This window comes from Prevotella sp. TF12-30 (assembly GCF_003436715.1).
GTDB lineage: Bacteria > Bacteroidota > Bacteroidia > Bacteroidales > Bacteroidaceae > Prevotella > Prevotella copri_A.
This window is the reverse complement of record NZ_QSQJ01000003.1, coordinates 46,558-72,099: the sequence shown is the minus strand read 5'-3', so window position 1 is coordinate 72,099 and position 25,542 is coordinate 46,558. Positions and strand designations below refer to the sequence as shown.

Below are 25,542 nucleotides of genomic sequence, written 5' to 3'. Positions count from 1 at the left end.
GTCGTTGAATGTATGTTCAGCAGTGTTGAACTTAAGTTCAGCAGTGCTGAACATAGGTTCAACACTATTGAACATAGATTATCATTAAGGATAAGAACAAATCCCATTAACGACAAGAACAAATCCCATTAGGAACAAAACAAAAATCCCTAGGCGATATCTGCTATCGTCTAGGGATTTTTCATATCCTTTTAATAGATTCTAGGACCGAAGATGGTAGTACCCACACGCACCATCGTACTGCCGTGCTTGACAGCGATATGATAGTCGTGACTCATACCCCAGCTGCGCTCGCAGAAGGCATCATCATCGGCAAAATACTTTGCCTTTACCTCATCGAAGAACTTGGCAGCCTCATCAAATTCAGAGGCAATCTGCTGTTCATCATCGGTATTCGATGCCATCATCATCAAGCCGCATATCTGCACATGAGGCATCTCTCGCCACTCGCCAGCCTCCAGGAGTTCACGGCAGGCATTGAGCGAAAGCCCCGATTTGGTATCTTCCTCGGCAATATGCAGTTCCAGCAACACCTTCACCACGCGGTCGTGCTTGGCTGCCTGCCTGTTAATCTCCTTCAGGAGCTTCAGGCTATCCACCGACTCAATCATGGAGATATAAGGAGCAATGTACTTCACCTTATTACTTTGCAGATGACCGATGAAATGCCACTGGATATCCTTAGGCAGGGAAGCCACCTTCTTGGCGAGTTCCTGCTCATGGCTCTCGCCAAAGATGCGCTGCCCCTCGGCATACGCCGCCTCAATAAACTCGTTGGGATGAAACTTGCTGATGGCTACAAGGCTAACCCCTGCAGGCAAGCTGCCCAACACTTCATGAAGATTTCCTTTTACATCATACATAGTTCGTCCTCCCTTTCTTTATTGATTCTGCTGCTCGTACTCAGGCACGTCGTTCTTCTCCTCCTTCTTGTCGCCAGGAGCGTGGTGCTCGAAAACATCCATCAGCTTGGTCTCGTTCAAGCCTACTACATCATAGTCGATCATAGTCTTGCCCATTACCTCGTCGATATAGCGGAGTGCACGAGCCAGAGACTTAGCCTGTACGAGATATGTAACATTAGAGCGCTTCTCCTTTTCAGACTTTTCATCGATGGTGATGAACTGGAGCTTAGCCTTGTACCACTTGTCATCATCATCAATATCGCTGAAGAAGATCTCTCCATAGCAAGCCTTACCGATACCGCTGACCTTCAACTCGCCGCTTACATAGACAGACATCTCGTCGATAATAGCGCTCTCTGCCTCGGTGAAACTCAGGGCATCAACCACGTATGCTTCAGAAACCACCTTTTCCGAACCATCCTCCATTGTCTTCTGATATTTAACCTTTGTCTCAAACCAAGTGCTTGTTCTACTTCTCATAATTTCTTTTCCTTTTACTAATGTTTAAAATCTTTGTTTTATTATCCTTTTCCAGCCCCTCTCTTCCCTTTCCACCTATTATATGATAGGCAGGGTGAAAGCGCCGAAAGATGATGCAAAGTTATAAAAAAGAATGGAGAAGAACAACAGAATAAAGAGTTTTTTACTAAAAAATCAAATTTTAACCCAATCTATTACGTATTTTCAATGAAATTACGTATCTTTGCAGTCGATTTGCGAGATATTGTTTCATCTGATAAGGCTGGGTAAGTACCGTGCCTGGAAGAGGAAACTGCTTGCTAGGGTTAATAACAGAAAGAATTATTTAGAAAAGATGCCAGAAATATCTGTACGCGGTCTTGAAATGCCAGAGTCACCTATCAGAAAGTTGGCTCCACTGGCTGCCGCAGCAAAGAAACGTGGAGTAAAGGTATATCACCTCAATATTGGTCAGCCTGACCTGCCTACTCCACAGTGTGGTCTCGATGCGCTGAAACACATCGACCGCACCATCTTGGAGTATTCTCCAAGTCAGGGCTATCTCAGTTATCGTGAGAAGCTAGTAGATTATTACAAGAAATTCAATATCAACGTAACTGCCGATGATATCATCATCACATCGGGAGGTTCTGAGGCTGTGCTCTTCTCGTTCATGAGTTGCTTGAACCCAGGAGACGAGATCATCGTGCCAGAACCTGCCTATGCCAACTATATGGCGTTCGCCATCTCGGCGGGTGCCAAGATCCGTACCATCGCCACTACCATCGAGGAAGGTTTCTCCCTGCCTAAGGTGGAGAAGTTTGAGGAACTCATCAATGAGCGCACCCGTGCCATCCTGATCTGTAACCCGAACAACCCTACCGGCTATCTCTATACCCGCAGAGAGATGAACCAGATTCGCGACCTGGTGAAGAAGTACGATCTCTACCTCTTCTCTGATGAGGTTTACCGCGAGTATATCTATACCGGCAGCCCTTACATCAGTGCGATGCACCTGGAGGGTATCGAGCAGAATACCGTGCTCATCGACTCTGTATCCAAGCGATACAGCGAGTGTGGTATCCGTGTGGGTGCCCTGATTACCAAGAATGCCGAGATCCGCAAGGCGGTGATGAAGTTCTGTCAGGCTCGCCTCTCTCCTCCACTGATTGGTCAGATTGTTGCCGAGGCTTCACTCGATGCACCCGAGGAGTACTATCGCGATGTATATGATGAGTACGTAGAACGACGCAAGTGTCTGATCGACGGTCTCAACCGTATTCCGGGCGTTTACTCTCCTATCCCAATGGGTGCCTTCTATACCGTAGCCAAGTTGCCTATCGACGACTCTGACAAGTTCTGCCGCTGGTGTCTGGAAGAGTTTGAATATGAGGGCGAGACCGTGATGATGGCTCCAGCCTCCGGTTTCTACACCACTCCTGGTGCAGGAAGAAACCAGGTGCGTATGGCTTACGTCTTGAAGAAGGACGATCTGAACCGCGCATTGATTGTTCTTGCCAAGGCACTCGAGGCTTATCCGGGAAGAGTGGAGGATGAAGGACTATAAGGAAGAACGAAGAATGAAGAGTGAAGAATTCAATAGTCTAAGCTAATCATAAAGTTCAATGTTCAAAGTTCAATGTTCAATGTAAATATGAATTTTCCTCTGTTTATAGCAAAGAGATTATATCGTGATCAGGGCGACAAACGTAAGGTTTCTCGCCCTGCTATTCATATTGCCACAGCCGGTGTTGCCATCGGACTCGCCATCATGGTTATGTCGGTATGCGTGGTGCTGGGATTCAAGCACACCATCCGCGACAAAGTGATTGGCTTCGGAAGCCATATCCAGGTGGCCGACTTCATGACCCTGCAGCAGCAGAACCAGTATCCGGTGGTGATGAACGACTCGATGGTGAAGGTACTCCAGAAGATTCCGGGCGTGAAACATGTGCAGCGCTTTGCCATGAAAGAAGGAATCCTCAAGACCGACAACGATTTCCTGGGCGTAGTGCTCAAGGGTGTGGGACCGGATTTCGATTCTACCTTCATCCATCAGAACATGGTGGAAGGAAGCATACCGAAGTTTAATGACAAAGCCAGCCATAACCAGATTCTGATTTCCAAGCTGATGGCAAACAAGTTGAAGCTGAAGAACGGCGAGCGCATCTTCGCCTACTTCATCGACAACCAGGGCGTGAGAATGCGCCGGTTCACCATCGCGGGCATCTACGAGACCAATCTCAAGAAATATGATGAACTGATGGTCTATACCGACCTCTATACAGCCGTGAAGCTGAATGGATGGGAGGATGACCAGGCAAGCGGTGCCGAACTGACCGTAAAGGACTTCGACAAGCTCAACGAGACGGAAGACTATGTTATCAATAAGGTGAACCGTACCGTAGATCATTACGGAGAAACCTACAGCAGCGCCACCATCAAGGAACTGAATCCGAACATCTTCCAATGGCTCAGCCTGATGGACCTGAATGTATGGATTATCCTGGGACTGATGCTCATCGTGGCAGGCGTAACGATGATCAGCGGATTGCTCATCATCATCCTGGAGCGCACTTCGATGATTGGAGTGATGAAAGCCCTAGGTGCCCGCAACAAGACCATCCGCCACACCTTCCTCTGGTTTGCCGTATTCATCATCGGCAAGGGAATGTTACTGGGCAATGTCATCGGACTGGGACTTCTTGCCCTGCAGCATTTCACGGGAATGGTGAAGCTCGATGCCCAGACTTACTACGTAAGTACGGTACCGGTGGAGTTCAACTGGCTCTTCATCGTGGCACTAAACGTAGCCACCCTCCTCATCAGCATCTTCATGCTGGTAGCGCCAAGTTACCTCATCTCTCATATTCATCCAGCCAAATCGATGAGATACGAATAAGATTCACGGCTGATGAATAAATGATTCACGATAGATGAATAAGTGTAAAATTATCCCATTATTGCCACTAGAAAATGGCAATAATGGGATAAAACTATATATTTTTACCTAGTTCCTAAAATATTTTACGCTAATCAATAAAATAATGCACATTTTATTTTGCGATGTGCAGTATTTTCTGTACCTTTGCACAAAATTTTGTAAATTGTGCAATGAATTCAATACCAAGCTTTAACTCGTATATTGAGAGAAGCATCATCAAGAATTGGCACTTGGATGCGCTCACCGATTACAAGGGCGCTACACTCCAGTACCACGATGTTGCCAGAAAGATAGAGAAACTGCACATCCTGTTTGAAAACAGCGATGTGAAGAAGGGCGACAAAATTGCCGTCTGCGGTAGAAATAGTAGCCAGTGGGCAGTAGCTTTCCTGGCTATTATCACCTATGGTGCAATCGTCGTGCCTATACAGAACGAATTCAAACCAGAGCAGATTCACAACATCGTGAACCATAGCGAGAGCAAGCTCCTGTTTGTGGGTGATGTGGTGGCTACGGAGATTACTCCCGATGAAATGCCTACACTGGAAGGCATCATCTATCTGCCGGATAATTCACTCGTCATTTCCCGTTCAGAGAAACTGACTTACGCCCGCGAGCATCTCAATGCTATGTTTGGTCATAAATATCCCAAGTACTTCCGCCCTGAGCATGTGAAATATCACGTGGATGATCCGGAAGAACTGGCGATGATCAACTACACCAGCGGAACTACAGGTTTCTCCAAGGGTGTGATGTTGCCATACAGAGCCCTCTGGGGTAATCTCGATTATCTGATGGATACGGTAAGTCCCAAGATCGGCAAGAACTGCAACATCCTCTCTACCCTTCCGATGGCTCACATGTATGGACTCATGACCGAGTTCATCTACAATATGGCGATGGGTAACCATATCTTCTTCCTCACCCGCCTTCCGAGCCCTACGCTCATCTCAGAGGCGCTGGCAGAAATCAAGCCAGACATCATCTTTGCCGTACCACTCGTGGTAGATAAGATCGTGAGAAAAGAAGTATTCCCACATATCCAGACCAACCGTGCCCGACTGCTGATGAACATGCCTGTCATCAACAAGCGCATCAAGGAGAAGGTTCGCGAGTTTGTATTGCGCAAGTTTGGCGAGCGTCCATACGAGGTGGTTGTGGGTGGTGCTCCACTCAACAAGGAGATAGAGAACTTCTTCATCAGCATCGGCTTCCCTATCGCCATGGGTTACGGTACTACGGAAACCGCTCCGCTCATCACCTTTGCTCATCAGGACAATTATGTGGCAGGTAGCTGCGGTGTTGCCGTGAAGCATATGGAGGTGAAGGTACTGAGCGATGACCCTGAAAACGTGGCAGGCGAACTGGTTTGCCGTGGCATCAATGTGATGAAGGGCTACTACAAGAACCAGGAGGCTACCGATGCCGTGATTGACGAGGATGGATGGTTCCATACCGGCGACCTGGCAACGATGGATGCCGACGGTCACTTCTTCGTAAGAGGTAGAAGCAAGAACATGCTGCTCGGTCCTAATGGACAGAACATCTATCCGGAAGAGATTGAGGATAAGCTCAACTCCATGGCAATGGTCAACGAGAGCATCGTACTGCAGAAGGACGACAAGCTCGTGGCACTCGTTCATCCTGAAATGGAAGAGAGCAAGGAACTGGGATTCTCAGACGAAGACCTCGCCAACATCATGGAGCAGAACCGAAAGGAACTGAATATGCAGATGCCTAGCTTTGCAAAGATATCACGCATCCAGCTGCACGACACCGAATTTGAAAAGACAGCCAAGAAGTCTATCAAGCGTTACCTCTACCAGGACGTAATATAACAAACGTTACCTCTACCAGGACGTGATATAATACGCGAAACAAAGCGTAATCCAGAGATAGAGACTTCAAGTACGAGAAAAATATGAACTTAGAAAAATCGTTAAATAATAAGAATATGGAAATTCCTAGCTTTAACGCACTTATCCAGCAGAGCATCATAGACCATTGGGATATGGATGCCTTGACCGACTACAAGGGAGCGACCTTGCAGTATCACGATGTAGCACGCAAGATAGAGAAGCTGCACATCATGTTTGAGAACTCCGGTGTAGTAAAGGGCGACAAGATTGCTCTTTGCGGTAGAAATAGTGCCAATTGGGCAGTGGCTTTCCTCGCTACCCTAACCTATGGTGCCATCGCAGTGCCTATCCTGCATGAGTTCATGCCAGAACAGATTCACAATATCGTGAACCACAGCGACGCCAAGCTGCTCTTCGTGGGCGACGTTGTTGCTACACAGGTAGATGCAACCAAGATGCCGGGTCTGGAAGGTATCATCTACATTCCAGATTACTCACTCGTGGTTTCACGTACCGACAAGCTGACTTATGCCCGCGAGCACCTCAACGAGATGTTCGGTATCAAGTACCCTAAGTACTTCCGCAAGAACCACGTCAACTACTATATCGAACAGGATCCTGACGAGTTGGCTATGATCAACTATACCAGTGGTACTACCGGTTTCTCCAAGGGTGTGATGGTTCCATACCGTGCGCTGTGGGGCAATGCCGACTTTGCCGAGAATGTATTGGGCAAGAAGATCAAGGCTGGAGATTCTGTCATCAGCATCCTGCCGATGGCACACATGTATGGCATGTCGTTCGAATTTATCTTCGAGTTCATCAAGGGCTGCCACATCTTCTATCTCACCCGCATCCCTAGCCCAGCGATCATCGCCGAGGCATTTGGACGCATCAAGCCAGCAGTTATCATCGCTGTACCTCTGGTTATCGAGAAGATTATACGCAAGAAGGTATTCCCTAAGATTCAGAACAACCGTATGCGCATGCTCCTCCACATGCCTGTTATCAGCAAGAAGGTGAAGGAGAAGATCTGCGAACAGGTAACCAATGCCTTCGGTGGCAACTTCTATGAGGTGATTATCGGCGGCGCTGCGTTCAACCAGGAAGTAGAAAGATTCCTCCACGGCGTGGGCTTCAAATATACAGTGGGTTATGGTGCTACAGAATGTGCGCCTATCATCTGCTACGAAGATTACAAGAACTTCGTTCCGGGCTCTTGCGGTAAGGCTGCGCTCCACATGATGGTTCGCATCAACAGTCCGGATCCGGAGAACGTACCAGGCGAAATCCTTGCCAAGGGTCCTAACGTGATGCTGGGTTACTACAAGAATGAGGAGGCAACCAAGCAGACCATCGATGAGAACGGATGGTATCATTCCGGCGACCTCGGAACGATGGATGGCGACGGCAATGTATTCATCAAGGGCCGCAGCAAGAACATGTTGCTCGGTGCCAGCGGTCAGAACATCTATCCTGAGGAAATCGAGGATAAGCTCAATTCTCTCGCCCTCGTTGCAGAGAGCGTGGTTGTTCAGAAGGGCGACAAGCTGGTGGCTCTGGTATATCCAGACTTCGACGAGGCTCAGTCTCTGAACCTGGGCAGAAGCGAACTGGAAGAGATTATGGAGCAGAACCGTCAGGAGCTCAATACGATGGTTCCTGCCTACAGCAAGGTAAGCGAGATCCGCATCCACGATGAGGAATTTGAGAAGACTCCTAAGAAGAGTATCAAGCGATTCCTCTATACAGCAGAATAACAGAACTTGAATAAAGAGAAATACAAATACAAAAAAATGGTGTAGCTTCCCAAAAAGAAGTTACACCATTTTTTTATGATAATCATTACAACAAAGTGTTTGATCGGATGCGAGACAAAGTCTCAGGCGTCATCTGCAGATAGCTTGCGATATACGTAAGCGGCGCACGGAGCACCACCTGCGGATTCAGCTCGCACAAACGCTTATACTTATTAGGCGCAGTTTCGAATCGCATCAGGTCGGCATGTACCTGCGACTGAATCAAACTTTCTTCCAGAATCTTACGGTAAAGCATCTGGATGTTTACATTTCTTATGGCAGCCGCCTCGAGCTTCGCCTTCGGCAAAGCATACACCAAGGTAGGCTCCAAAGCCTCAACCTGGAGGTAAGAAGGGGTTTCTCGGAACAGACTCTCAATACACATGAAGATAGTATGGTCAACACCTAAGTGTTCTGTTACCTCCTTATCATACTTGGTATAGAACTGGCGCACCAATCCCTTCTCTATGTAAGAAATGTTTCTGCACACTTCACCCTCTACCAGAATCTTTTCTCCCTTGCCATACTTGATGGGTTCCAGGATAGATTCCAGTACATCCAACTCGTCATGAGTCATCGTACTATACCTACGGGCAAGCTCTCTGGCTATGTCGCGTTTAGGGGTGATAACCTTAAAATCACTCATAATTTAAGTTCCTCCTAGTTATTAAAATTTATTTCGTCGAATCTCTTAGTCAAGCTTCAGCACCGCAAGGAATGCCTTCTGCGGCACCTCTACGTTACCAATCTGCTTCATACGTTTCTTACCCTTCTTCTGCTTCTCCAGCAACTTACGCTTACGGCTCACGTCACCACCATAACACTTGGCAGTAACATCCTTGCGCACCTGCTTCACAGTTTCACGGGCTACGATTTTCGCACCGATAGCAGCCTGAATGGCAATATCAAACTGCTGACGTGGAATTAGATCCTTCAGCTTCTCACACATTCTGCGGCCGAAGCTCACAGAGTTGTCGCGATGGGTCAAAGTACTCAGGGCATCCACCGGCTCTCCATTCAAGAGGATATCCAGCTTCACCAGGTCGGAATGACGGAAGGAATCGATGTGATAGTCGAACGAAGCATATCCCTTGGAAATACTCTTCAGCTTATCGTAGAAATCGATCACAATCTCGCCCAATGGCAGCATGAAATGCAGCTCCACACGGTTACCACTCACGTATTCCTGATTAATAAGCTCTCCACGCTTGTCGAGACAGAGCTTCATAATAGGACCGATATAATTGGTAGCTGTGATGATGGTAGCTCGGATATACGGCTCCTCGATATGGTCGATGAGCGTTGGATCTGGCAGTCCCGATGGGTTATGTACCTCTTTCTCACCACCTTGCTTGTCATATACCATATAGGATACGTTAGGAACGGTGGTGATGACATCCATGTTGAACTCACGGTCCAGACGCTCCTGTACAATCTCCATGTGGAGCAATCCGAGGAATCCGCATCGGAAACCGAAGCCCAGGGCAACCGAACTCTCAGGCGAGAAGGTGAGCGAAGCATCGTTGAGCTGCAGCTTCTCCAATGAGGCACGCAGATTCTCGTAATCGCTAGGATCGATAGGATAAACGCCGGCAAAGACCATTGGCTTCACTTCCTGGAATCCTGCAATCGCCTTTTCACAAGGACGTGCGATGTGGGTAATGGTATCACCCACCTTTACCTCGGTAGCATTCTTGATACCCGAAATGATGTAACCTACCTCACCGGCACCCAATTCCTTGCGGGGAATCATATCCATCTTCAGTACGCCAATCTCATCTGCATCATATTCCATTCCGGTGTTGAAGAACTTCACCTTGTCGCCCTTGCGGATTACACCGTTCTCAATCTTGAAGTAGGCGATGATACCACGGAATGAGTTGAATACAGAGTCGAAGATCAAAGCCTGGAGTGGTGCCTTGTCATCTCCCTTAGGAGCCGGAACACGGTTTACCACCGCTTCCAGAACATCCTCGACACCCTCGCCGGTCTTACCGGATGCACGGAGGATATCCTCGTGCTTGCAACCGATGAGATCCACAATCTCATCTTCCACTTCCTCCGGCATAGCCGAAGGCATATCAATCTTGTTGATGACCGGAATAATCTCCAGGTCATGCTCAATAGCCATATAGAGGTTAGAGATAGTCTGGGCCTGGACACCCTGGGTGGCATCCACAACCAAGAGCGCTCCCTCGCACGCTGCGATGGAACGAGAAACCTCGTATGAGAAATCGACGTGTCCCGGAGTATCGATGAGGTTGAGGATGTAAGTGTCTCCATCCTTTGCCTTGTATTCCATCTGAATGGCATGGCTCTTGATGGTGATACCACGCTCCCTCTCCAGATCCATATCATCAAGCATCTGACCCTCAGTAATCTTGATGGTCTGAGTTTTCTCTAACAATCGGTCTGCCAAGGTACTTTTACCATGGTCAATATGTGCAATAATGCAGAAATTTCTTATCTTATTTATATTCTCCATACAATTTTCTCTCTTTGGAGTGCAAAGATAGTATTTTTTTTCGTATCTTTGCAAAAAAAATATATAATAATGATGAAAAAAGTAATTTATAGTATATTTTTGGCTAGTTTGGTCGTATCTTGCACTGAAAGTCTGGAAGATAAGGCGGTTCGTGAGGCTAAGGAATACACAGAGAAATACTGCCCTACCCCATATGTAAATGACAGCAGAACAGACAGCGCCGTGTTTGACAAGAACACCCGCGTATTCTCTTATTACATGACTCTTCGCAACAAAGCGGACAACAAGAAGGCGATTGATGCCAACAAGGATAAGCTCCACAAACTTCAGAAAGAGGCATTGGACAACAACCCTGGCCTGAAGGTTTACAAGGATGCCCACTTCACCTTCCGCTTCGTTTATTATTCAGCTAAGAATCCGAAGGAGATTTTGCTGGATGATGTCTTCAAGTATTAGCGATTAAACGAAAAATCCGCAGAACTCAAACGGGAATCAACGGAATCATCATCTTTCCGTATCATCCGTTTCAGTTCTGCGGATTTATTGTTTTAATATCCCATTTCCTGCAAGGCTGTAGCCAGCTGGTCTGGACAGCTTGTAGGCTTGTTACCACAAGTGATACCCTTCAGTCGGGCAATGACTTCCTTTGCCTTCATACCCTGAATCAAGGCACAAACACCCTTGGTATTGCCATCGCAACCGCCGATGAACTGGGCATCCTGCACTTTTCCATCCTCATCAACACTGATACAGATGTACTTAGAGCAGGTACCATGAGTCTGATAAGTAACCTTGGTCAACTTATCCTGTTTCTCTTGCTGCAACATCATTATTCTGCGTCTGCAGGAATCTCAGGCTTCATGTTGGTATAGACAGTCTGAACATCGTCAAACTCCTCCAACTTCTCAACCATCTTGTCGATAGTCTCGCGCTCCTCAGCAGTAACATCCTTCAAATCGTTAGGAATGTAGGTGAACTCAGCACCAGTTACCTCGAAGCCCTCAGCCTCCAGGTGCTTCTGAATCTCGCCGAAGCTTGTAGGAGCACCGTAGATAGTGATTTCGTTGTTCTCCTCATCCTCATCGAACTCGTCCTCTACGCCATAGTCAATCAGGTCGAGAATCATCTCGTCCATATCCAGACCATCCTTCTTCTTGAATGTGAACACAGCCTTGTGGTCGAAGAGGAAAGACAAAGAACCTGTTGTACCCAAGTTACCGCTGAACTTGTTGAAGATAGAACGAACGTCAGCCACTGTACGGGTTGTGTTATCTGTCAATGTATCAACGAACACAGCAACTCCGTGAGGGCCATATCCCTCGTATGTTACCTCCTTGTAATCGCTGGTATCCTTGCCACAAGCGTTCTTGATGGCACGAGCGATATTGTCCTTAGGCATGTTCTCACGCTTACAGTTAGCGATGATAGCACGCAAGGTTGGGTTGTTCTCTGGCTCTGGACCGCCTGCCTTTACAGCGATGGCAATCTGCTTACCCAACTTAGTAAATGTCTTGGCCATGTGGCCCCATCTTTTCAGCTTTGTAGCTTTACGATATTCAAATGCTCTTCCCATTGGAATAAAATTTTAAATATTTATCGTTTTTTGTTTATAATATTATCTCAATTCTGCGTCAATCGCATTCTGCATTATCTCAGTTCTGCGTTGAGCTTACCTGTGAGGTTGGCAATGAGCTTCTTCATGATGGCATCAATCTGCTTGTCATTCAATGTCTTCTCCTCATCCTGGAGGATGAAGTTCACGGCATAGCTCTTCTTGCCCTCTGGCAGGTTCTTACCCTCATAAACGTCGAAGAGAACCACGCTCTTCAGGAGCTTCTTCTCAGTCTGATGGGCAATCTGCTCAATCTGTGCAAACTCTACGTTCTTGTCAACGAGCAGTGCAAGGTCGCGGCTCACAGATGGATACTTGCTGATATCTGTGTAAGTAAGGTTCACCTTCTTCACGGTCTTCACCAGGTTATCCCAGTGAACATCAGCATAGAATACATCCTGCTCAATGTCGAATGCCTTCTTCAGCTTGTTGCTCAGGATACCCATCTCTACCAACACCTTGCCGGCACGGGTCTCGTAGTTCACGCCCTTGGCAAAGATGTTGTTGTCGCTGTGCTTGATAACCAGGTTATTCTGTGGCATACCTACACGGCGGAGGATATTCTCTACCACTGCCTTCAGCTCGTAGATGCTGCTCTGCTCATCTGCATGAGCCCAACTGCCCTCTACTCGCTTACCGGTGATGAAGAGTGACATGTGAGCCTCCTGAGAGTAAGCCTTGATAGGACTCTCCTCGCTCCACTTCTCCTTATTATATATATAGGTGTTACCCACCTCGAAGAACTTCAGGTTCTGGCTCTTGTGGTTGATGTTGCGGGCTACGCTCTCCAAACCGCCGAAGAGCATGGTCTGACGCATCACGCCGAGATCTGCACTCAATGGGTTCATCACCTTCACGGTAGTCTCATTAGGATACTTGTTCAGCTCCAGGTCGGTATAGTAGCTTGACTTGCTCAGAGAGTTGTTGAGAATCTCCATGAAGCCCTCGCCTACCAACTGCTCAGCCACGAGGTTCTGGCTATGATAAGCCTTGTCCTCATCACCCTGAACAGTCAAAGAGCTCTTCAACTGGGTTGGAATCTCCACATTATTATATCCGTAGATACGGAGGATATCTTCTACTACATCGCAAGGACGCTGAACATCCACGCGATAGGCAGGAACCAGGAGGTCGATGCCCTCAGCATCCTCCTTCACGATCTTCATCTCCAGAGATGTAGCAATGCTCTTGATGGTCTCAGCACCAATCTCCTTACCGATGAGGCGGTGAGCATACTCATAGTTCAGGCGAACTGGGAAATCCTGCATTGGCTCTGGATATACATCCTTGATCTGCATGGAAACCTTGCCGCCAGCCAACTGCTTGCAGAGGATGGCAGCCTGCTTCAATGCATAAATCTGTCCGTTTGGATCTACGCCACGCTCAAAACGGTAGCTGGCATCTGTGCTCAAACCGTGACGGCGAGCGCTCTTGCGGATCCAAGTTGGGTGGAAGTAAGCACTCTCCAGAACCACGCTCTTGGTGGTCTCGTAAGTACCGGAACCCTTGCCGCCGAAGATACCGGCGATACACATTGGCTCCTCAGCATTGCAGATGCTCAGGTCGTGCTCACCCAGAGTGTGCTCCTCACCATCCAGGGTCACGAACTTGGTGCCCTCAGGCTGGGTGCGAACCACAATCTTATGACCGGTAACCATATCGGCATCGAAGCAGTGCAATGGCTGACCGTATGCCATCATGATGTAGTTGGTGATATCCACGATATTGTTGATTGGACGCAAGCCGATGATGTTCAGCTTGTCCTGCAACCACTTAGGGCTCTCCTTCACCTCGCAGTCGGTGATGCTTACGCAGGCATAGCGCTTGCAAGCCTCGGTGTTCTCAATTTCTACATCGATAGGAAGATCCTCGTTGTCTACTACGAATTCATCGCAAGATGGACGATGCAGGCTGGTCTCATAACCGTTCTGCTTCAACCAGGCATAGAGGTCGCGTGCTACTCCCCAATGACCGAGTGCATCGGCACGGTTGGCAGTGATATCAATCTCGATGAGCCAGTCGCTCTCCAGGTGATAGTACTCGGCAGCAGGCTGACCCACTGGAGCATCCTCAGGGAGCACGATGATACCATCGTGAGATGTACCCACGCCAATTTCATCCTCAGCACAGATCATACCCAAGCTCTCTACACCGCGGAGCTTGCTCTTCTTGATGGTAAAACTCTGGTCGCCGTCGTAGAGCACGCAGCCCAGATCGGCAACGATTACCTTCTGACCGGCAGCTACGTTAGGCGCACCGCAGACAATCTGCTGTGGCTCACCCTTGCCCAGGTCAACGGTTGTTACGTGGAGGTGATCGCTGTTAGGATGCGCCTCGCATGTCAACACTTTACCTACGTAAAGACCTTTCAGTCCACCCTTGATAGACTGTACTTCCTCCAAAGCGTCCACTTCGAGTCCGCAAGAGGTCAGCGCATCGGCTGTCTCCTGTGGTGTCAGGTCGAAATCGACGTATTCTTTAAGCCATTTGTATGAAACGTTCATTATAATGTTTTTTTTTATTTTCTCTTTATCAAGTGTTTGGGAACCTCCTCGTCATCACGCATTTGTGGCACAAGAGCCCTAAAACTTTGCAAAAATACAAAAAATAATGGAGATAAGCAAAAAACATCCGCCATTTTTGCACTATTTAAAAGAAATGAGTGCAAAAATGGCGGATAGTCTTTTGATGACGGCATCGGGAGCACTTCCCGAGGAATTATTCAAATACTTCGTCGATGGCATCTACCTGTTCGAAATCATCCTGCTCGCCACCGCTGCCCACATGATAGCATGGGTTGTAATCGGCAGGGATATCAAACTTCACCTCCGGACTGTAGCCCAGCGAGACATCGGCATATACCTTCTTCATGAAGATAGCCCAAATTGGCAGCGCCATGGTGGCACCCTGACCCATACTCATGGAGTCGAAGTGGATATCGCGATCCTCACCGCCTACCCAGCAGCCACTTACCAGCTGCGGAGTAAAGCCGATGAACCATCCATCACTGTTGTTGTTGGTGGTACCCGTCTTGGCACCTATCTGTCCCTCCAGCTTATAACGGTAGCGCAGTCTTCCTGCCGTACCATTATCCACTACGCCCATCATCATGGTGAGCATCTTCATGGCATTGTCGGCACTGATCACCTCGTTCATTCTCGGCTGGAAGGTGGCGATGGTGTTACCCTCGTTATCCTCGATGCGGCTCACAAACATCGGAGCCGTACGGATACCATGGTTGGCAAAGGCTGTATAGGCGCTCACCATCTCGCTCACGCTCACCTCACACGGTCCGAGACACAAGCTCAGAGATGCGTGAATATCAGGGTTGTTGATACCATAGTCATGCAGCAGCTGGACAAACTGCGATGGGTTCAGCTTACTCATCAGATAGGCACTGATCCAGTTGTTACTCTGTGCCAATCCCCAGCTCAGCGGAACCATCTGTCCGTATCTCGAATGGTTGGCATTGCGCGGCGTCCATGGTCTGCCAGCCACCATATAGGTCTGCTGGCGGTTAGGTGCCAGATCGCAAGGCGAGAATCCATTCTCCATCGCCAGACTGTAGAGGAACGGCTTGATGGTAGAACCCACCTGTCTTCTTCCCAAACTTACCATATCATACATGAAGTGGGTATAGTCCAATCCACCCACGTATGCCTTCACGGCACCCGTCTTAGGATCCATGCTCATGAATCCGCTGCGCAGGAAGGTCTTGTAATAGCGGATGGAATCGAGCGGACTCATCAGCGTATCGATGTCGCCATGATAGGTAAACACGGTCATCGGAATCTTCTTGCGGAAGGTATCGTGAATCTCTTCTGCCGAGCATCCCGCTTCCTTCATCTGTCGGTAGCGCTCACACTGGGTAACGCTGCGGTTCAGGATAGCCTTGATCTGCTTAGGGGTCAGCTTGTCACTGTATGGCGAACTTGGCTTGCGGGAAACCTCCTTGCTGAAGGCTGGCTGCAGATAGCGTGCCACGTGCTGATATACAGCCTCTTCGGCATATCGCTGCATACGACTGTCCACGGTGGTAAACACCTTCAAGCCATCGCTATATACATTATATGGAGAACCATCCTTCTTGAAGTTCTTGTTGCACCATCCATACAGAGGATCAGTATTCCAGAGGATGGAATCGGTAACAAACTGAGCATAGTTCCACGATGCATAATCCTTTCTTTCCGGACGGGTAGCCATCAGATACTTGCGCAGATATTCGCGCAGGTAGGTAGCCGAACCATCCTTATGGTCGGTACGGTGGAAGTTGAGCGTGAGCGGTTCTGCCGAATACTGGCTGTATTCAGCATGATCCAGATAGCCCGCCTTCTCCATCTGCGAGAGCACCACGTTTCTTCTGTCGCGGGCACGCTCCGGATAGCGCACTGGGTTGAAGAGCGAAGGGTTCTTGCAGAGACCGATGAGCGTAGCCGCCTCGGTGAGGGTAAGATCCTTCGGTTCCTTATTAAAATAGGTATTCGCAGCCGTCTTGATACCCACGGCATTGTGCAGGAAGTCGAAGTAGTTGAGATAGAGTGCCAGGATTTCCTGCTTGGTATAGTATCGCTCCAGCTTGATGGCGATGACCCACTCTATCGGTTTCTGCAGCAGTCGCTCCAAGGTACTCGATGCCTTTTCTGAATAGAGCTGCTTGGCAAGCTGCTGGGTGATGGTAGATCCACCTCCGGCATTGGTCTGCCCCAGGAGTCCACGCTTCACGATGGCACGACCGAGCGCACGGAAGTCGATGCCCGAATGCTCATAGAATCGTTCATCCTCCGTGGCAACCAGTGCCTTTATTAAATAAGGTGACATCTTCTTGTAAGGTATCACGATACGGTTCTCCTTGTTCAGGTTCCATGTACCCAGCACCTTTCCATCAGACGAATACACCTGAGTGGCGAATCTGCTGATAGGATTCTGCAAATCCTCGATGTCCGGCATGTAACCGATCCATCCGTTCCAGATGGCAAAGAAGGCGAGCATAGCCGACACGACAAAAGTGGCAAAAATGCCCCATAATGTATAGATAAAATGTTTTCTCATCTCTATTTCTTCATTTATTTGTGCAAAATTACATAAAAGTTTTGAAATATCGCACATAAATCAGAAATTATATGTAACTTTGGGGGCGATTTCAGAACATTCAATCAAAATTCGTATGGAAAAACATAATTTTGTGACGATTGCCGACCTCTCGAAGGAGAAAATCATGTACCTCCTCGAAATGGCGCAAGAGTTTGAAAAGCATCCCAACAGGGAGTTGTTGAAGGGAAAGGTCGTAGCGACCCTTTTCTTCGAACCATCTACTCGTACCCAACTCAGTTTCCAGACAGCTGCCAATCGCCTTGGCGCACGTGTCATCGGCTTCTCTGATGCCAAGACATCCAGCACTACCAAGGGCGAAACGCTGAAGGACACCATTCTGATGGTGAGCAACTACGCCGACGTCATCACCATGCGCCACTTCATCGAGGGTGCAGCCCAGTATGCCAGCGAGGTAGCTCCAGTGCCTATCGTCAATGCCGGCGATGGTGCCCACATGCATCCATCCCAGTGCTTGCTCGACCTCTATTCTATCTTCAAGACCCAGGGCACCCTGGAGAACTTGAACATCTATCTTGTGGGTGACCTCAAGTATGGCCGCACCGTTCACTCACTTATCACCGCTATGCGCCACTTCAACCCTACCTTCCACTTCATCGCACCTAAGGAGCTTGCCATGCCAGAGGAGTACAAACTCTACTGCAAGGAGCACAACATCAAGTACGCGGAGCACGAGGATTTCAACGAGGATGTGATTGCCGACGCCGATATTCTCTATATGACCCGTGTACAGAAGGAGCGTTTCAGCGACCTGATGGAGTACGAGCGTGTGAAGAACGTGTATATCCTGAAGCGAGACATGCTCTGCAAGGCAAAGGAGAACATGAAGATCATGCACCCACTGCCACGTGTCAACGAGATTGCATACGATGTAGATGATGATCCACATGCATACTACATCCAGCAGGCTCAGAATGGTCTCTATGCCCGTGAGGCTATCTTCTGCCACTGCCTCGGTATCACGCTGGAGGATGTGAAGAATGACAAGACCATTATTGAGTAGTGTTTAGTGATTATTTATTAGTGATTAATTATGGGAAACAATAAAAGTCAATTAGTGGTTGCGGCTATCGAGAACGGTACCGTAATCGACCATATACCAGCCGAGAAAACCTACCAGGTAGTCAACCTGCTCCAGTTGGAGAAGATGGACACTCCTGTTACCATCGGCTACAACTTGCCTTCCAAGAAGATCGGCAAGAAGGGCATCATCAAGGTTGCCAACAAGTACTTTACCGATGAGGAAATCAACCGCCTCTCTGTGGTGGCTCCTAACATCGGACTGAGTATCATCAAGGACTATGAGATCGTGGAGAAGAAGACCGTAGAGACTCCAGATACGCTCAGGGGCATCGTAAAGTGCAACAACCCTAAGTGCATCACCAACAACGAGCCTATGCAGACCCTCTTCCACACCGTAGATAAGGTACTCGGTATCGTACGCTGCCATTACTGCGATAAGGAGCAGCAACTGGGCAAAGTGGAGCTTTGTAAGTAGCATCAATCACATAAAATAAATAAGAATGGTTAAAGATCAAGAGATTTTCGACTTAATCGAAAGAGAACATCAGCGTCAGCTGAAAGGCATGGAGCTGATTGCTTCTGAGAATTTCGTGAGTGACGAGGTGATGAACGCTATGGGTTCTTACCTTACCAACAAGTATGCAGAGGGTCTGCCAGGCAAGCGCTACTATGGTGGATGCCAGGTGGTGGATATCGTAGAGAACCTTGCCATCGAACGCGTGAAGAAAGTCTTTGGTGCTGAGTATGCCAACGTGCAGCCTCACTCTGGTGCTCAGGCTAACGCTGCTGTATTGCTCGCCGTACTGAAACCGGGTGATACTTTTATGGGATTGAATCTCGACCACGGCGGTCACCTTTCTCATGGCAGCCACGTCAATACTTCTGGTATTCTCTACAATCCTATCGGCTACAACCTGAACAAGGAGACGGGTCGTGTGGATTACGACGAGATGGAGAAGCTGGCTCTGGAGCACAAGCCTAAGCTGATTATCGGTGGCGGTAGTGCTTACAGCCGTGAGTGGGATTATGCCCGCATGCGCAAGATTGCCGATGAGGTGGGTGCCCTCCTCATGATTGATATGGCTCACCCTGCTGGTCTGATTGCAGCCGGTCTGCTCGACAACCCATTGAAGTATGCCCACATCGTTACTTCTACTACCCACAAGACTCTCCGTGGTCCTCGTGGCGGTATCATTCTGATGGGTAAGGATTTTGACAACCCATGGGGATTAACTACCAAGAAGGGCGAGGTTAAGAAGATGAGCATGCTCTTGAATTCTGCCGTATTCCCTGGTCAGCAGGGCGGTCCGCTGGAGCACGTCATCGCAGCCAAGGCTGTTGCCTTCAATGAGAACCTGCAGCCATCCTGGAAGGAGTATGCCATGCAGGTGAAGAAGAACGCAGCCGTTCTTGCTGACGATCTGATGGGTCGTGGTTTCGGTATCGTAAGCGGTGGTACAGACAACCACTCTATGCTCGTTGACCTCCGAAGTAAATATCCAGACCTCACAGGTAAAGTAGCTGAGAATGCGCTTGTTGCAGCAGACATCACTGTGAACAAGAACATGGTTCCATTCGATAGCCGTTCTGCCTTCCAGACATCAGGTATCCGCCTGGGTACAGCTGCCATGACAACCCGTGGCGCCAAGGAGGATATGATGCATCTCATCGCAGAGCTCATCGAGGAAGTATTGAATTCACCTGAGGATGAGAAGGTCATCGCCCGCGTTCGTGAGAAGGTAAACGAGACCATGAAGGATTATCCTCTCTTCGCTTACTAAGCAAAGAAAAATTCGATTCGATATATATTTACAAAAAAGACTGCGGGTATCAAGTTCGCAGTCTTTTTTAATTCCGTATCATATTTTATTTTTTAGTTTCAAATCATATTTTAAACTTCATCATCAAAAACAAGAAAACATTGTTATGAGAAAATTAAAAAGCCTCCTGCTGATGGCATTGGCATTGCTTCCAGCAAGCAAGACTCTTGCACAGACCAACGCACAGATTCTTTATGATTTCGGTACCGACCGTAAGTATGTAACCCTGACTTTGGAGATGTTCAAGCAGGACAAATGGGGAAGCACCTACTTCTTCGTTGACCACGACTTCAACTATGACAAGATGGACCCTAACAGTCCAAACGTAGCACAGGGCGGCACCTATACCGAGATTTCACGTGCCTTGAACTTCTGGCAGAACAGCAGTATGAAAAACTGGAGCCTGCACGTAGAGTACAATGGCGGTATCACCAAGAACTACCCTATCAACAATGCCTGGCTCTTCGGTGTGGAGTATCTGATTCACGATGCTACCTACAAGAACACCCTGAATCTGGACGTTCTCTACAAGACCATCCGCAAGACCGACCAGAATGTTCCGATGCAGTTGACAGCCGTATGGACCTGCAACGACCTTTTCGGCGTAAAGGGACTGAAGTTTGACGGCTTCGCTGATTTCTGGTGGGAAACCCACGGAACCGTAGATGGCGACGGCAAGGCTAAGACCCGCCACACGGTATTCATCACCGAGCCACAGCTGTGGTACAAGGTAGGTCAGCACTTCGGCTGCGAGAACCTGAGCCTGGGTGGTGAGGTAGAGATTACCAATAACTTCGGCAGCACCGATGGAGCAAAGGTTCGCCCTTGCCTGGGTGTGAAATGGGACTTCTAAAGCTCCGAAAATATAGGCAAGAGATTCTGAAAAAAGAGCGTCTCTTGCCCAAATCCAAGCAACTTTTGCACCCCGTTATATATTAATCATATATATTAAAAAGAAAATATATAAAAGAAAAATATAACAAGTATGTAACGGGGTGCAAAAGTTGCATTTTCTAAAAAATTCTCCCGATTATCTGCCAACCTTCAGACCTCCGTCAGAGATACTTCCAACGCCGTCCTTATGACGGGTATATTTGCCGGTGACACCGCTCAGATGCACGCCGCCAACACCATCCAGATCAACATTCAACACTTGGCAATCAACCTTGGCGCTTACCTTACCCACGCCATCATTGTTGATCTTCAGGTTTCCGCCCTTGAAGAAATCGAGCGTAACGGAGCCTACACCCTCGTTATCCACCTTCAGGTCGCTCATCGCCACATTGCCAACCTTTACGGAGCCTACACCTTCGTTGTCAATCTTCATCACGTCGCCCTTGGCATGATCAATGCTGACGGAGCCTACCCCCTCGTTGGTAACATCCAGCTTGTTGGCAAGAATCTTATTGATACTGACAGAGCCTACGCCTTCATTATCGATTTCCAGGCGGTCGCTGTTGATAGACTTGGCATAGAAAGCCCCTACCCCTTCCTGGGTAATCTTCACCAGATCAGGACTGGTGATATAAATCTTCAATCTGTTTTTTTCAGAATTACAGCTGGCAGGCACCTTGAGTCTTCCCGTCAGACCGATCTTCACCTCGCCGTCTCGATACACCACCTTGATTTTCTCCTTGAGTTTCTGAACGAACTCAGCATCCTTGATGGCAGAGTAATCCAGTCGAACGCTGCATTCATCGCCGTCGTTCTGTGTATAATAGACACTGGCAACCATATCCACGTCGATAGCCTTGAAAGGCTTCTCTCTCAAATCATCCTGCGTAAACTCCAGGCTTCCTCTCATTTCAGAAGAGGTAGTAGAACCCATACTGCAGGAACAGATGCCCATAGAGGCAAGAAACAAAGTTGCCGAAGCAACCCAAATACTCATTGTTTTCATACTTTTTCGATTTTAAATTTCCTATATTCTGATGCTTAGACGCAAAAGAAACCCGAAAGGTTGCAAAAAAGCCCAAAAAGATTGCAAAAAGAGCCACAAATGCCTTGCAATAGAGCCTTACTTACCATCCAATTAAGCCTCAATTAAGGTTTACGTTAGGCTTAATTGAACGTTACGTAAGGCTCTTTTGGACAGCAAGTAAGACTCTTTTGAAACAAGAAAAACATGCAAAGGAATGAAAATATATCCCCAAAAACTTGCAAGTTCAAGAAATAAATCGTATTTTTGCCGCAGGAATTTTAAAAGCAATACACTATGACAGCATTAGAGTTACAATCAGAATACCAGTCACTCGTCAGCATAATAGCTAACGAAGACTACGAGACAATTAGCAAGGCAGTCAAAGCACTCAAGAAAATATTGTCTCCCAACAAAACAAAGGCTAAGAAAATAACCAAGGCAGACTTAGTTATAGACCCAAGAATTGCAGCTATGACCAAAGGCATTCATACGCCTGAGACATTCGACTACAAAAATGAATACTACAAGGACTATATAAAATAAGCTGATATGATACAGGTTTTCTTAGATACAAACGTGATAATTGATTATCTTGGAAACAGAACAGGGTTTTACGATGATGCAGCAATCATCATGAGCTTAGCGATCAACCAAAAGATAGAATTACACGCAGCAGCTTAAGAAACGTACCCGGATTTTAGACATTTTCACAACTCCGTTACCGCCAACAAAAGGTAACTCCATAGCACTCAGTACAAAAGATTTTCCGCTTTAAGGATATTTAACCCGTAAATCTACTCTATTTGCAATAATTACAGTATATTTGCACCGTGAATATGCAGATAGAAGAGTAATGGCTTAGCATTCGCACTTTGCAGTTGCCCTAACACCTGCTAAAAAAACATTTATTATTCGAACTGAACTTAAAGATAAGTGTCCGAACTGAACTTAAAAAGCGATTATTCGAACAGAACTTAAAAAATAAGTAAAAGTAAAGGTAATAATGAAACACAAGGTAATGATGAAGTAAAGATAATAAAGTCTAAAATAAAATTAAAACTATTAATAGATATGAAGGTAATCAATTCCAAGCTTGCTGCCATCGGTTTGGCGGCATTTGTTTTCGCATCATGTAGCGACAGCAACAGCGATCCTACTGGTCCAACCCCTAACGTGGAACTTGCAGAGACTATCACTGCAAATCTTACAAGCAGCTCTGCAGCAGAACTCGCTGCTCGCGTTTCAAACTACAAGAACACAACAGCTAATGCAAGAAAGTTCTTCTTCTCAAGAGCAACTCAGACTAGAGCATTTGCTTCTGCCGACAAAGTTGTTATCCCTGCTGTTCCAGAGAATGCAAGACAGTGGACCGGCGATGCAGAAGACATGACTGCCGGCAAGACATATTTGATCACCAGCAAGAAAACACTCGACATGAGCGGTCACAAAGTCGCTGGTACTACCATCTTCATCAAGGGTAGTTCAAAGTTGATTTTCGACAGTTCTATTGCAGGCTGTACCATTTACGTTGACGGCGGTGCCACATTGGAGTACAAGGGCAAAGGTGCCTTGGAAATTCCTGCTGACGCAACCATCATCAACGATGGCGGTTCTATCATTGCAGAAAACGATATTACCGTAGCTGGTAAGCTGTACGCTAAATATACAAATGAAAAGGGCGGTATCGGTTCTATCAACGCTTATGACAAGAACGATAAGAAGGCCATCATCACACCAAAGCACAACATCACATTCAAGAATGGTTCTGAGGCATACATCGGCGGTTCTATCCGCGCCGTTGAGTTGAACATCGAGGAAGGCGCTACCGTAAACGCAACCAAGCACATTATGAACGCTACAACAGTTAACGTAGATGGTGCTTTGCAGTTCGGTGGCTTCTTGAGAACAGAGACCTTGAACGTCAAGGGCGAGATGATTGCCAGCGAGCATTCTGCCATCAAGGCTTCAAAGGTATTCAACGCAGAGGCAGGTTCAAGCATCACTGCAGATTACATCAACGTTACCGATAACAAGAAGAACGAAGATGGAAGCATTACCTACGGCAACGCTACTCTCAATCTGAAGGGTAACTGCAAGATCAATATCAATAACAAGAGCGATATCTATACCAACAATATCGTAACTGATAACGCAAGTGCTGGTCAGATTACCTTGAACGATGACAACGCCATCGCTGTTATCAAGGCTAAGAAATTCACCAACAATGGTGACAACCAGATTAAGGCTTTGGCTACATCTGGCAACAACGCAACCTTCCTCCTCCAGTTCACAGAGTGCTATACTGGTACAACTAAGGAGAATACTTTCGAGGATCTCGACATTGCAGCTTCTTACCTCGACTACGACAAGGCAACTGATGGTAAGGGTGTCAAGGAGAAAGCAGATGGTCCAGACTACAAGGCTTATGGCTATGAGTGGGCTGGTGATCCAGCTAAAATCATCGCTGCTCCAAAGCTTGACTTGGTTGCAGAAGACAAGACTCCAAACAATGGTTTGTCTGCTACTTGCATCCAGCCAGGAGTAAACGGCAAGTTCTATGTAGCTTACCATACAAACGGCAAGGCTTCTAATGGAGCTATCGAGGCTATCAGTCTGGCAAACAACACCCTGACTATCAATCAGAGTGTAGAATCAGACAATGCAACCAATGACTACAACCACATCCTGGTAGATGGCAACACCCTTTGGGTAGCAGGTAGCCAGAGCGGAAACAAGAGCCATGCTGATGAGGTAACAGGTGTAGGTCCTTTCATGGGACAGATTTCACTGAACGGCGATGGAACAATCGCTAACAAGATTCAGATTTCTGCCATCAACAGAAAGACCAAAGGTATGGATGCCAACTGTGTAGCTAACTTCAAGAATAACCACATCGTTGCTACAACAAATGGATTCACTATCTTCAATGCAAAGATGAACAAGTGGAACGAGGGTAGCACAGAGGGCAAGTATCTTGTTGCAGCAAACGGCAAGCTCTACGCATTGACAGTTGATGGCACACTGACAGCATATAACGACAATGAAATGCAGGACGTTGCAGCAACATATAATGTCGGTGCAATCTCTCCTAAGGGCAACAAGGCTGTGATTGCAGTAGATGAAGCCAAAGGTGAAATTTACGTCTGCAAGGGCGAGAATGGTATCTCAAAGATTGCTGCCGATGGTACAGTTAGCCAGTTCTTCGATTGCCCAACATTCAAGGCATCTAATAAAGCTGAGAACTTGGAAGCAGGAAAGGAATACGTGAAGGGTTGCGCTAATGGAGTTTACGTTACAGCTAACAACGTATTTGTAGCTTGCGGTTCATACGGTCTGGTTGTTCTCGACAAGAATGGCAAAGAAGTTTGCCACCGCAAGGCATACAACGGCAAGTCTGCCAACTTCGTAACAGGCGATAACGACAACAACATCTTCGTTGCATATGGTCAGAGCCGTGTACAGGTATTCAAGCTTACAAATACCAAGAAGTAATACGAATAAAAGAAATAATCCTTGTTCTCTCCCACTCCTGCGAGTGGGAGGGAACATTCACCTTATTAGAGCTAAGTTGACTAGCTGAAACAAGAAATACATTCAACAAGAATG

21 protein-coding genes are annotated in these 25,542 nt (G+C 47.4%); 12 read left to right on the top strand and 9 right to left on the bottom strand.

Going from position 1 to position 25,542, the window contains the following annotated elements:
- Positions 1 to 191: 191 nt before the first annotated feature.
- Both DXD25_RS02200 and DXD25_RS02195 read right to left on the bottom strand, forming a co-directional pair.
- Entirely contained in the window at positions 192 to 863 is a 672-nt protein-coding gene (locus DXD25_RS02200) for a YggS family pyridoxal phosphate-dependent enzyme (protein ID WP_117661594.1), read from the bottom strand.
- A gap of 18 nt (positions 864 to 881) precedes the next feature.
- A complete protein-coding gene (locus tag DXD25_RS02195) occupies positions 882 to 1,385 on the bottom strand; it encodes a DUF4494 domain-containing protein (RefSeq protein WP_089542843.1) in 504 nt (167 codons plus the stop codon).
- Between the two features lie 334 nt (positions 1,386 to 1,719).
- On the opposite strand from DXD25_RS02195, the gene DXD25_RS02190 reads away from it, so the two are divergent.
- From DXD25_RS02190 to DXD25_RS02175, 4 genes are all read left to right on the top strand, one after another.
- The gene (locus tag DXD25_RS02190; protein WP_089542970.1) at positions 1,720 to 2,931 is read left to right on the top strand and encodes a pyridoxal phosphate-dependent aminotransferase; all 1,212 of its coding nucleotides are present in this window, start codon (positions 1,720 to 1,722) and stop codon (positions 2,929 to 2,931) included.
- 87 nt (positions 2,932 to 3,018) lie between these two features.
- On the top strand, positions 3,019 to 4,266 hold the full coding sequence (locus DXD25_RS02185) for an FtsX-like permease family protein (RefSeq protein ID WP_117661664.1): 1,248 nt from the start codon (positions 3,019 to 3,021) through the stop codon (positions 4,264 to 4,266).
- A 212-nt stretch (positions 4,267 to 4,478) separates the two neighbouring features.
- Entirely contained in the window at positions 4,479 to 6,146 is a 1,668-nt protein-coding gene (locus tag DXD25_RS02180) for an AMP-binding protein (protein WP_117661593.1), read from the top strand.
- A gap of 116 nt (positions 6,147 to 6,262) precedes the next feature.
- Entirely contained in the window at positions 6,263 to 7,927 is a 1,665-nt protein-coding gene (locus DXD25_RS02175; RefSeq protein WP_117661592.1) for an AMP-binding protein, read from the top strand.
- A gap of 85 nt (positions 7,928 to 8,012) precedes the next feature.
- Here the strand turns inward: DXD25_RS02175 and DXD25_RS02170 are convergent, their stop codons facing one another.
- Both DXD25_RS02170 and lepA read right to left on the bottom strand, forming a co-directional pair.
- Positions 8,013 to 8,612, bottom strand: a complete 600-nt coding sequence (locus DXD25_RS02170; RefSeq protein WP_117661591.1) for a Crp/Fnr family transcriptional regulator — start codon at positions 8,610 to 8,612, stop codon at positions 8,013 to 8,015.
- 45 nt (positions 8,613 to 8,657) lie between these two features.
- Positions 8,658 to 10,451 carry a translation elongation factor 4 gene (gene lepA / locus DXD25_RS02165; protein ID WP_117661590.1) on the bottom strand — a complete coding sequence of 598 codons (1,794 nt, stop codon included), beginning with the start codon at positions 10,449 to 10,451 and terminating at the stop codon, positions 8,658 to 8,660.
- Positions 10,452 to 10,520: 69 nt separating this feature from the next.
- Between lepA and DXD25_RS02160 the strand changes: the two genes are divergently transcribed.
- Positions 10,521 to 10,907 (top strand): hypothetical protein, encoded by a 387-nt coding sequence (locus DXD25_RS02160; protein ID WP_117661589.1) that lies wholly within the window; start codon positions 10,521 to 10,523, stop codon positions 10,905 to 10,907.
- A gap of 92 nt (positions 10,908 to 10,999) precedes the next feature.
- Here DXD25_RS02160 and DXD25_RS02155 read toward each other — a convergent pair whose 3' ends face one another.
- From DXD25_RS02155 to DXD25_RS02140, 4 genes are all read right to left on the bottom strand, one after another.
- The gene (locus DXD25_RS02155; protein WP_089542850.1) at positions 11,000 to 11,278 is read right to left on the bottom strand and encodes a TIGR03905 family TSCPD domain-containing protein; all 279 of its coding nucleotides are present in this window, start codon (positions 11,276 to 11,278) and stop codon (positions 11,000 to 11,002) included.
- A 2-nt stretch (positions 11,279 to 11,280) separates the two neighbouring features.
- Complete coding sequence (locus tag DXD25_RS02150; protein WP_117661588.1) at positions 11,281 to 12,024, bottom strand: YebC/PmpR family DNA-binding transcriptional regulator; 744 nt, start codon at positions 12,022 to 12,024, stop codon at positions 11,281 to 11,283.
- 74 nt (positions 12,025 to 12,098) lie between these two features.
- On the bottom strand, positions 12,099 to 14,567 hold the full coding sequence (gene pheT, locus DXD25_RS02145) for a phenylalanine--tRNA ligase subunit beta (RefSeq protein ID WP_117661587.1): 2,469 nt from the start codon (positions 14,565 to 14,567) through the stop codon (positions 12,099 to 12,101).
- A 214-nt stretch (positions 14,568 to 14,781) separates the two neighbouring features.
- Entirely contained in the window at positions 14,782 to 17,112 is a 2,331-nt protein-coding gene (locus tag DXD25_RS02140) for a penicillin-binding protein 1A (protein ID WP_117661586.1), read from the bottom strand.
- Between the two features lie 115 nt (positions 17,113 to 17,227).
- Between DXD25_RS02140 and pyrB the strand changes: the two genes are divergently transcribed.
- The 4 genes from pyrB to DXD25_RS02120 all read left to right on the top strand — a co-directional run bounded on the left by pyrB (position 17,228) and on the right by DXD25_RS02120 (position 20,868).
- Positions 17,228 to 18,175, top strand: a complete 948-nt coding sequence (gene pyrB, locus DXD25_RS02135; protein WP_117661585.1) for an aspartate carbamoyltransferase — start codon at positions 17,228 to 17,230, stop codon at positions 18,173 to 18,175.
- Positions 18,176 to 18,205: 30 nt separating this feature from the next.
- The gene (gene pyrI, locus DXD25_RS02130; RefSeq protein WP_089542855.1) at positions 18,206 to 18,670 is read left to right on the top strand and encodes an aspartate carbamoyltransferase regulatory subunit; all 465 of its coding nucleotides are present in this window, start codon (positions 18,206 to 18,208) and stop codon (positions 18,668 to 18,670) included.
- 25 nt (positions 18,671 to 18,695) lie between these two features.
- Positions 18,696 to 19,976: a serine hydroxymethyltransferase gene (gene glyA / locus DXD25_RS02125; RefSeq protein WP_117661584.1), complete on the top strand. Its 1,281-nt coding sequence runs from the start codon at positions 18,696 to 18,698 to the stop codon at positions 19,974 to 19,976.
- A gap of 145 nt (positions 19,977 to 20,121) precedes the next feature.
- Positions 20,122 to 20,868 carry a DUF5020 family protein gene (locus DXD25_RS02120; protein ID WP_117661583.1) on the top strand — a complete coding sequence of 249 codons (747 nt, stop codon included), beginning with the start codon at positions 20,122 to 20,124 and terminating at the stop codon, positions 20,866 to 20,868.
- A 177-nt stretch (positions 20,869 to 21,045) separates the two neighbouring features.
- On the opposite strand, the gene DXD25_RS02115 is transcribed toward DXD25_RS02120, so the two are convergent.
- Positions 21,046 to 21,915 carry a GIN domain-containing protein gene (locus DXD25_RS02115; protein ID WP_117661582.1) on the bottom strand — a complete coding sequence of 290 codons (870 nt, stop codon included), beginning with the start codon at positions 21,913 to 21,915 and terminating at the stop codon, positions 21,046 to 21,048.
- A gap of 315 nt (positions 21,916 to 22,230) precedes the next feature.
- Between DXD25_RS02115 and DXD25_RS02110 the strand changes: the two genes are divergently transcribed.
- From DXD25_RS02110 to DXD25_RS02105, 3 genes are all read left to right on the top strand, one after another.
- A complete protein-coding gene (locus DXD25_RS02110) occupies positions 22,231 to 22,479 on the top strand; it encodes a hypothetical protein (RefSeq protein ID WP_117661581.1) in 249 nt (82 codons plus the stop codon).
- A 6-nt stretch (positions 22,480 to 22,485) separates the two neighbouring features.
- Positions 22,486 to 22,617: a PIN domain-containing protein gene (locus DXD25_RS17505; protein ID WP_367379911.1), complete on the top strand. Its 132-nt coding sequence runs from the start codon at positions 22,486 to 22,488 to the stop codon at positions 22,615 to 22,617.
- Between the two features lie 390 nt (positions 22,618 to 23,007).
- On the top strand, positions 23,008 to 25,428 hold the full coding sequence (locus tag DXD25_RS02105) for a hypothetical protein (protein ID WP_117661580.1): 2,421 nt from the start codon (positions 23,008 to 23,010) through the stop codon (positions 25,426 to 25,428).
- The last annotated feature ends 114 nt before the right edge of the window (positions 25,429 to 25,542 follow it).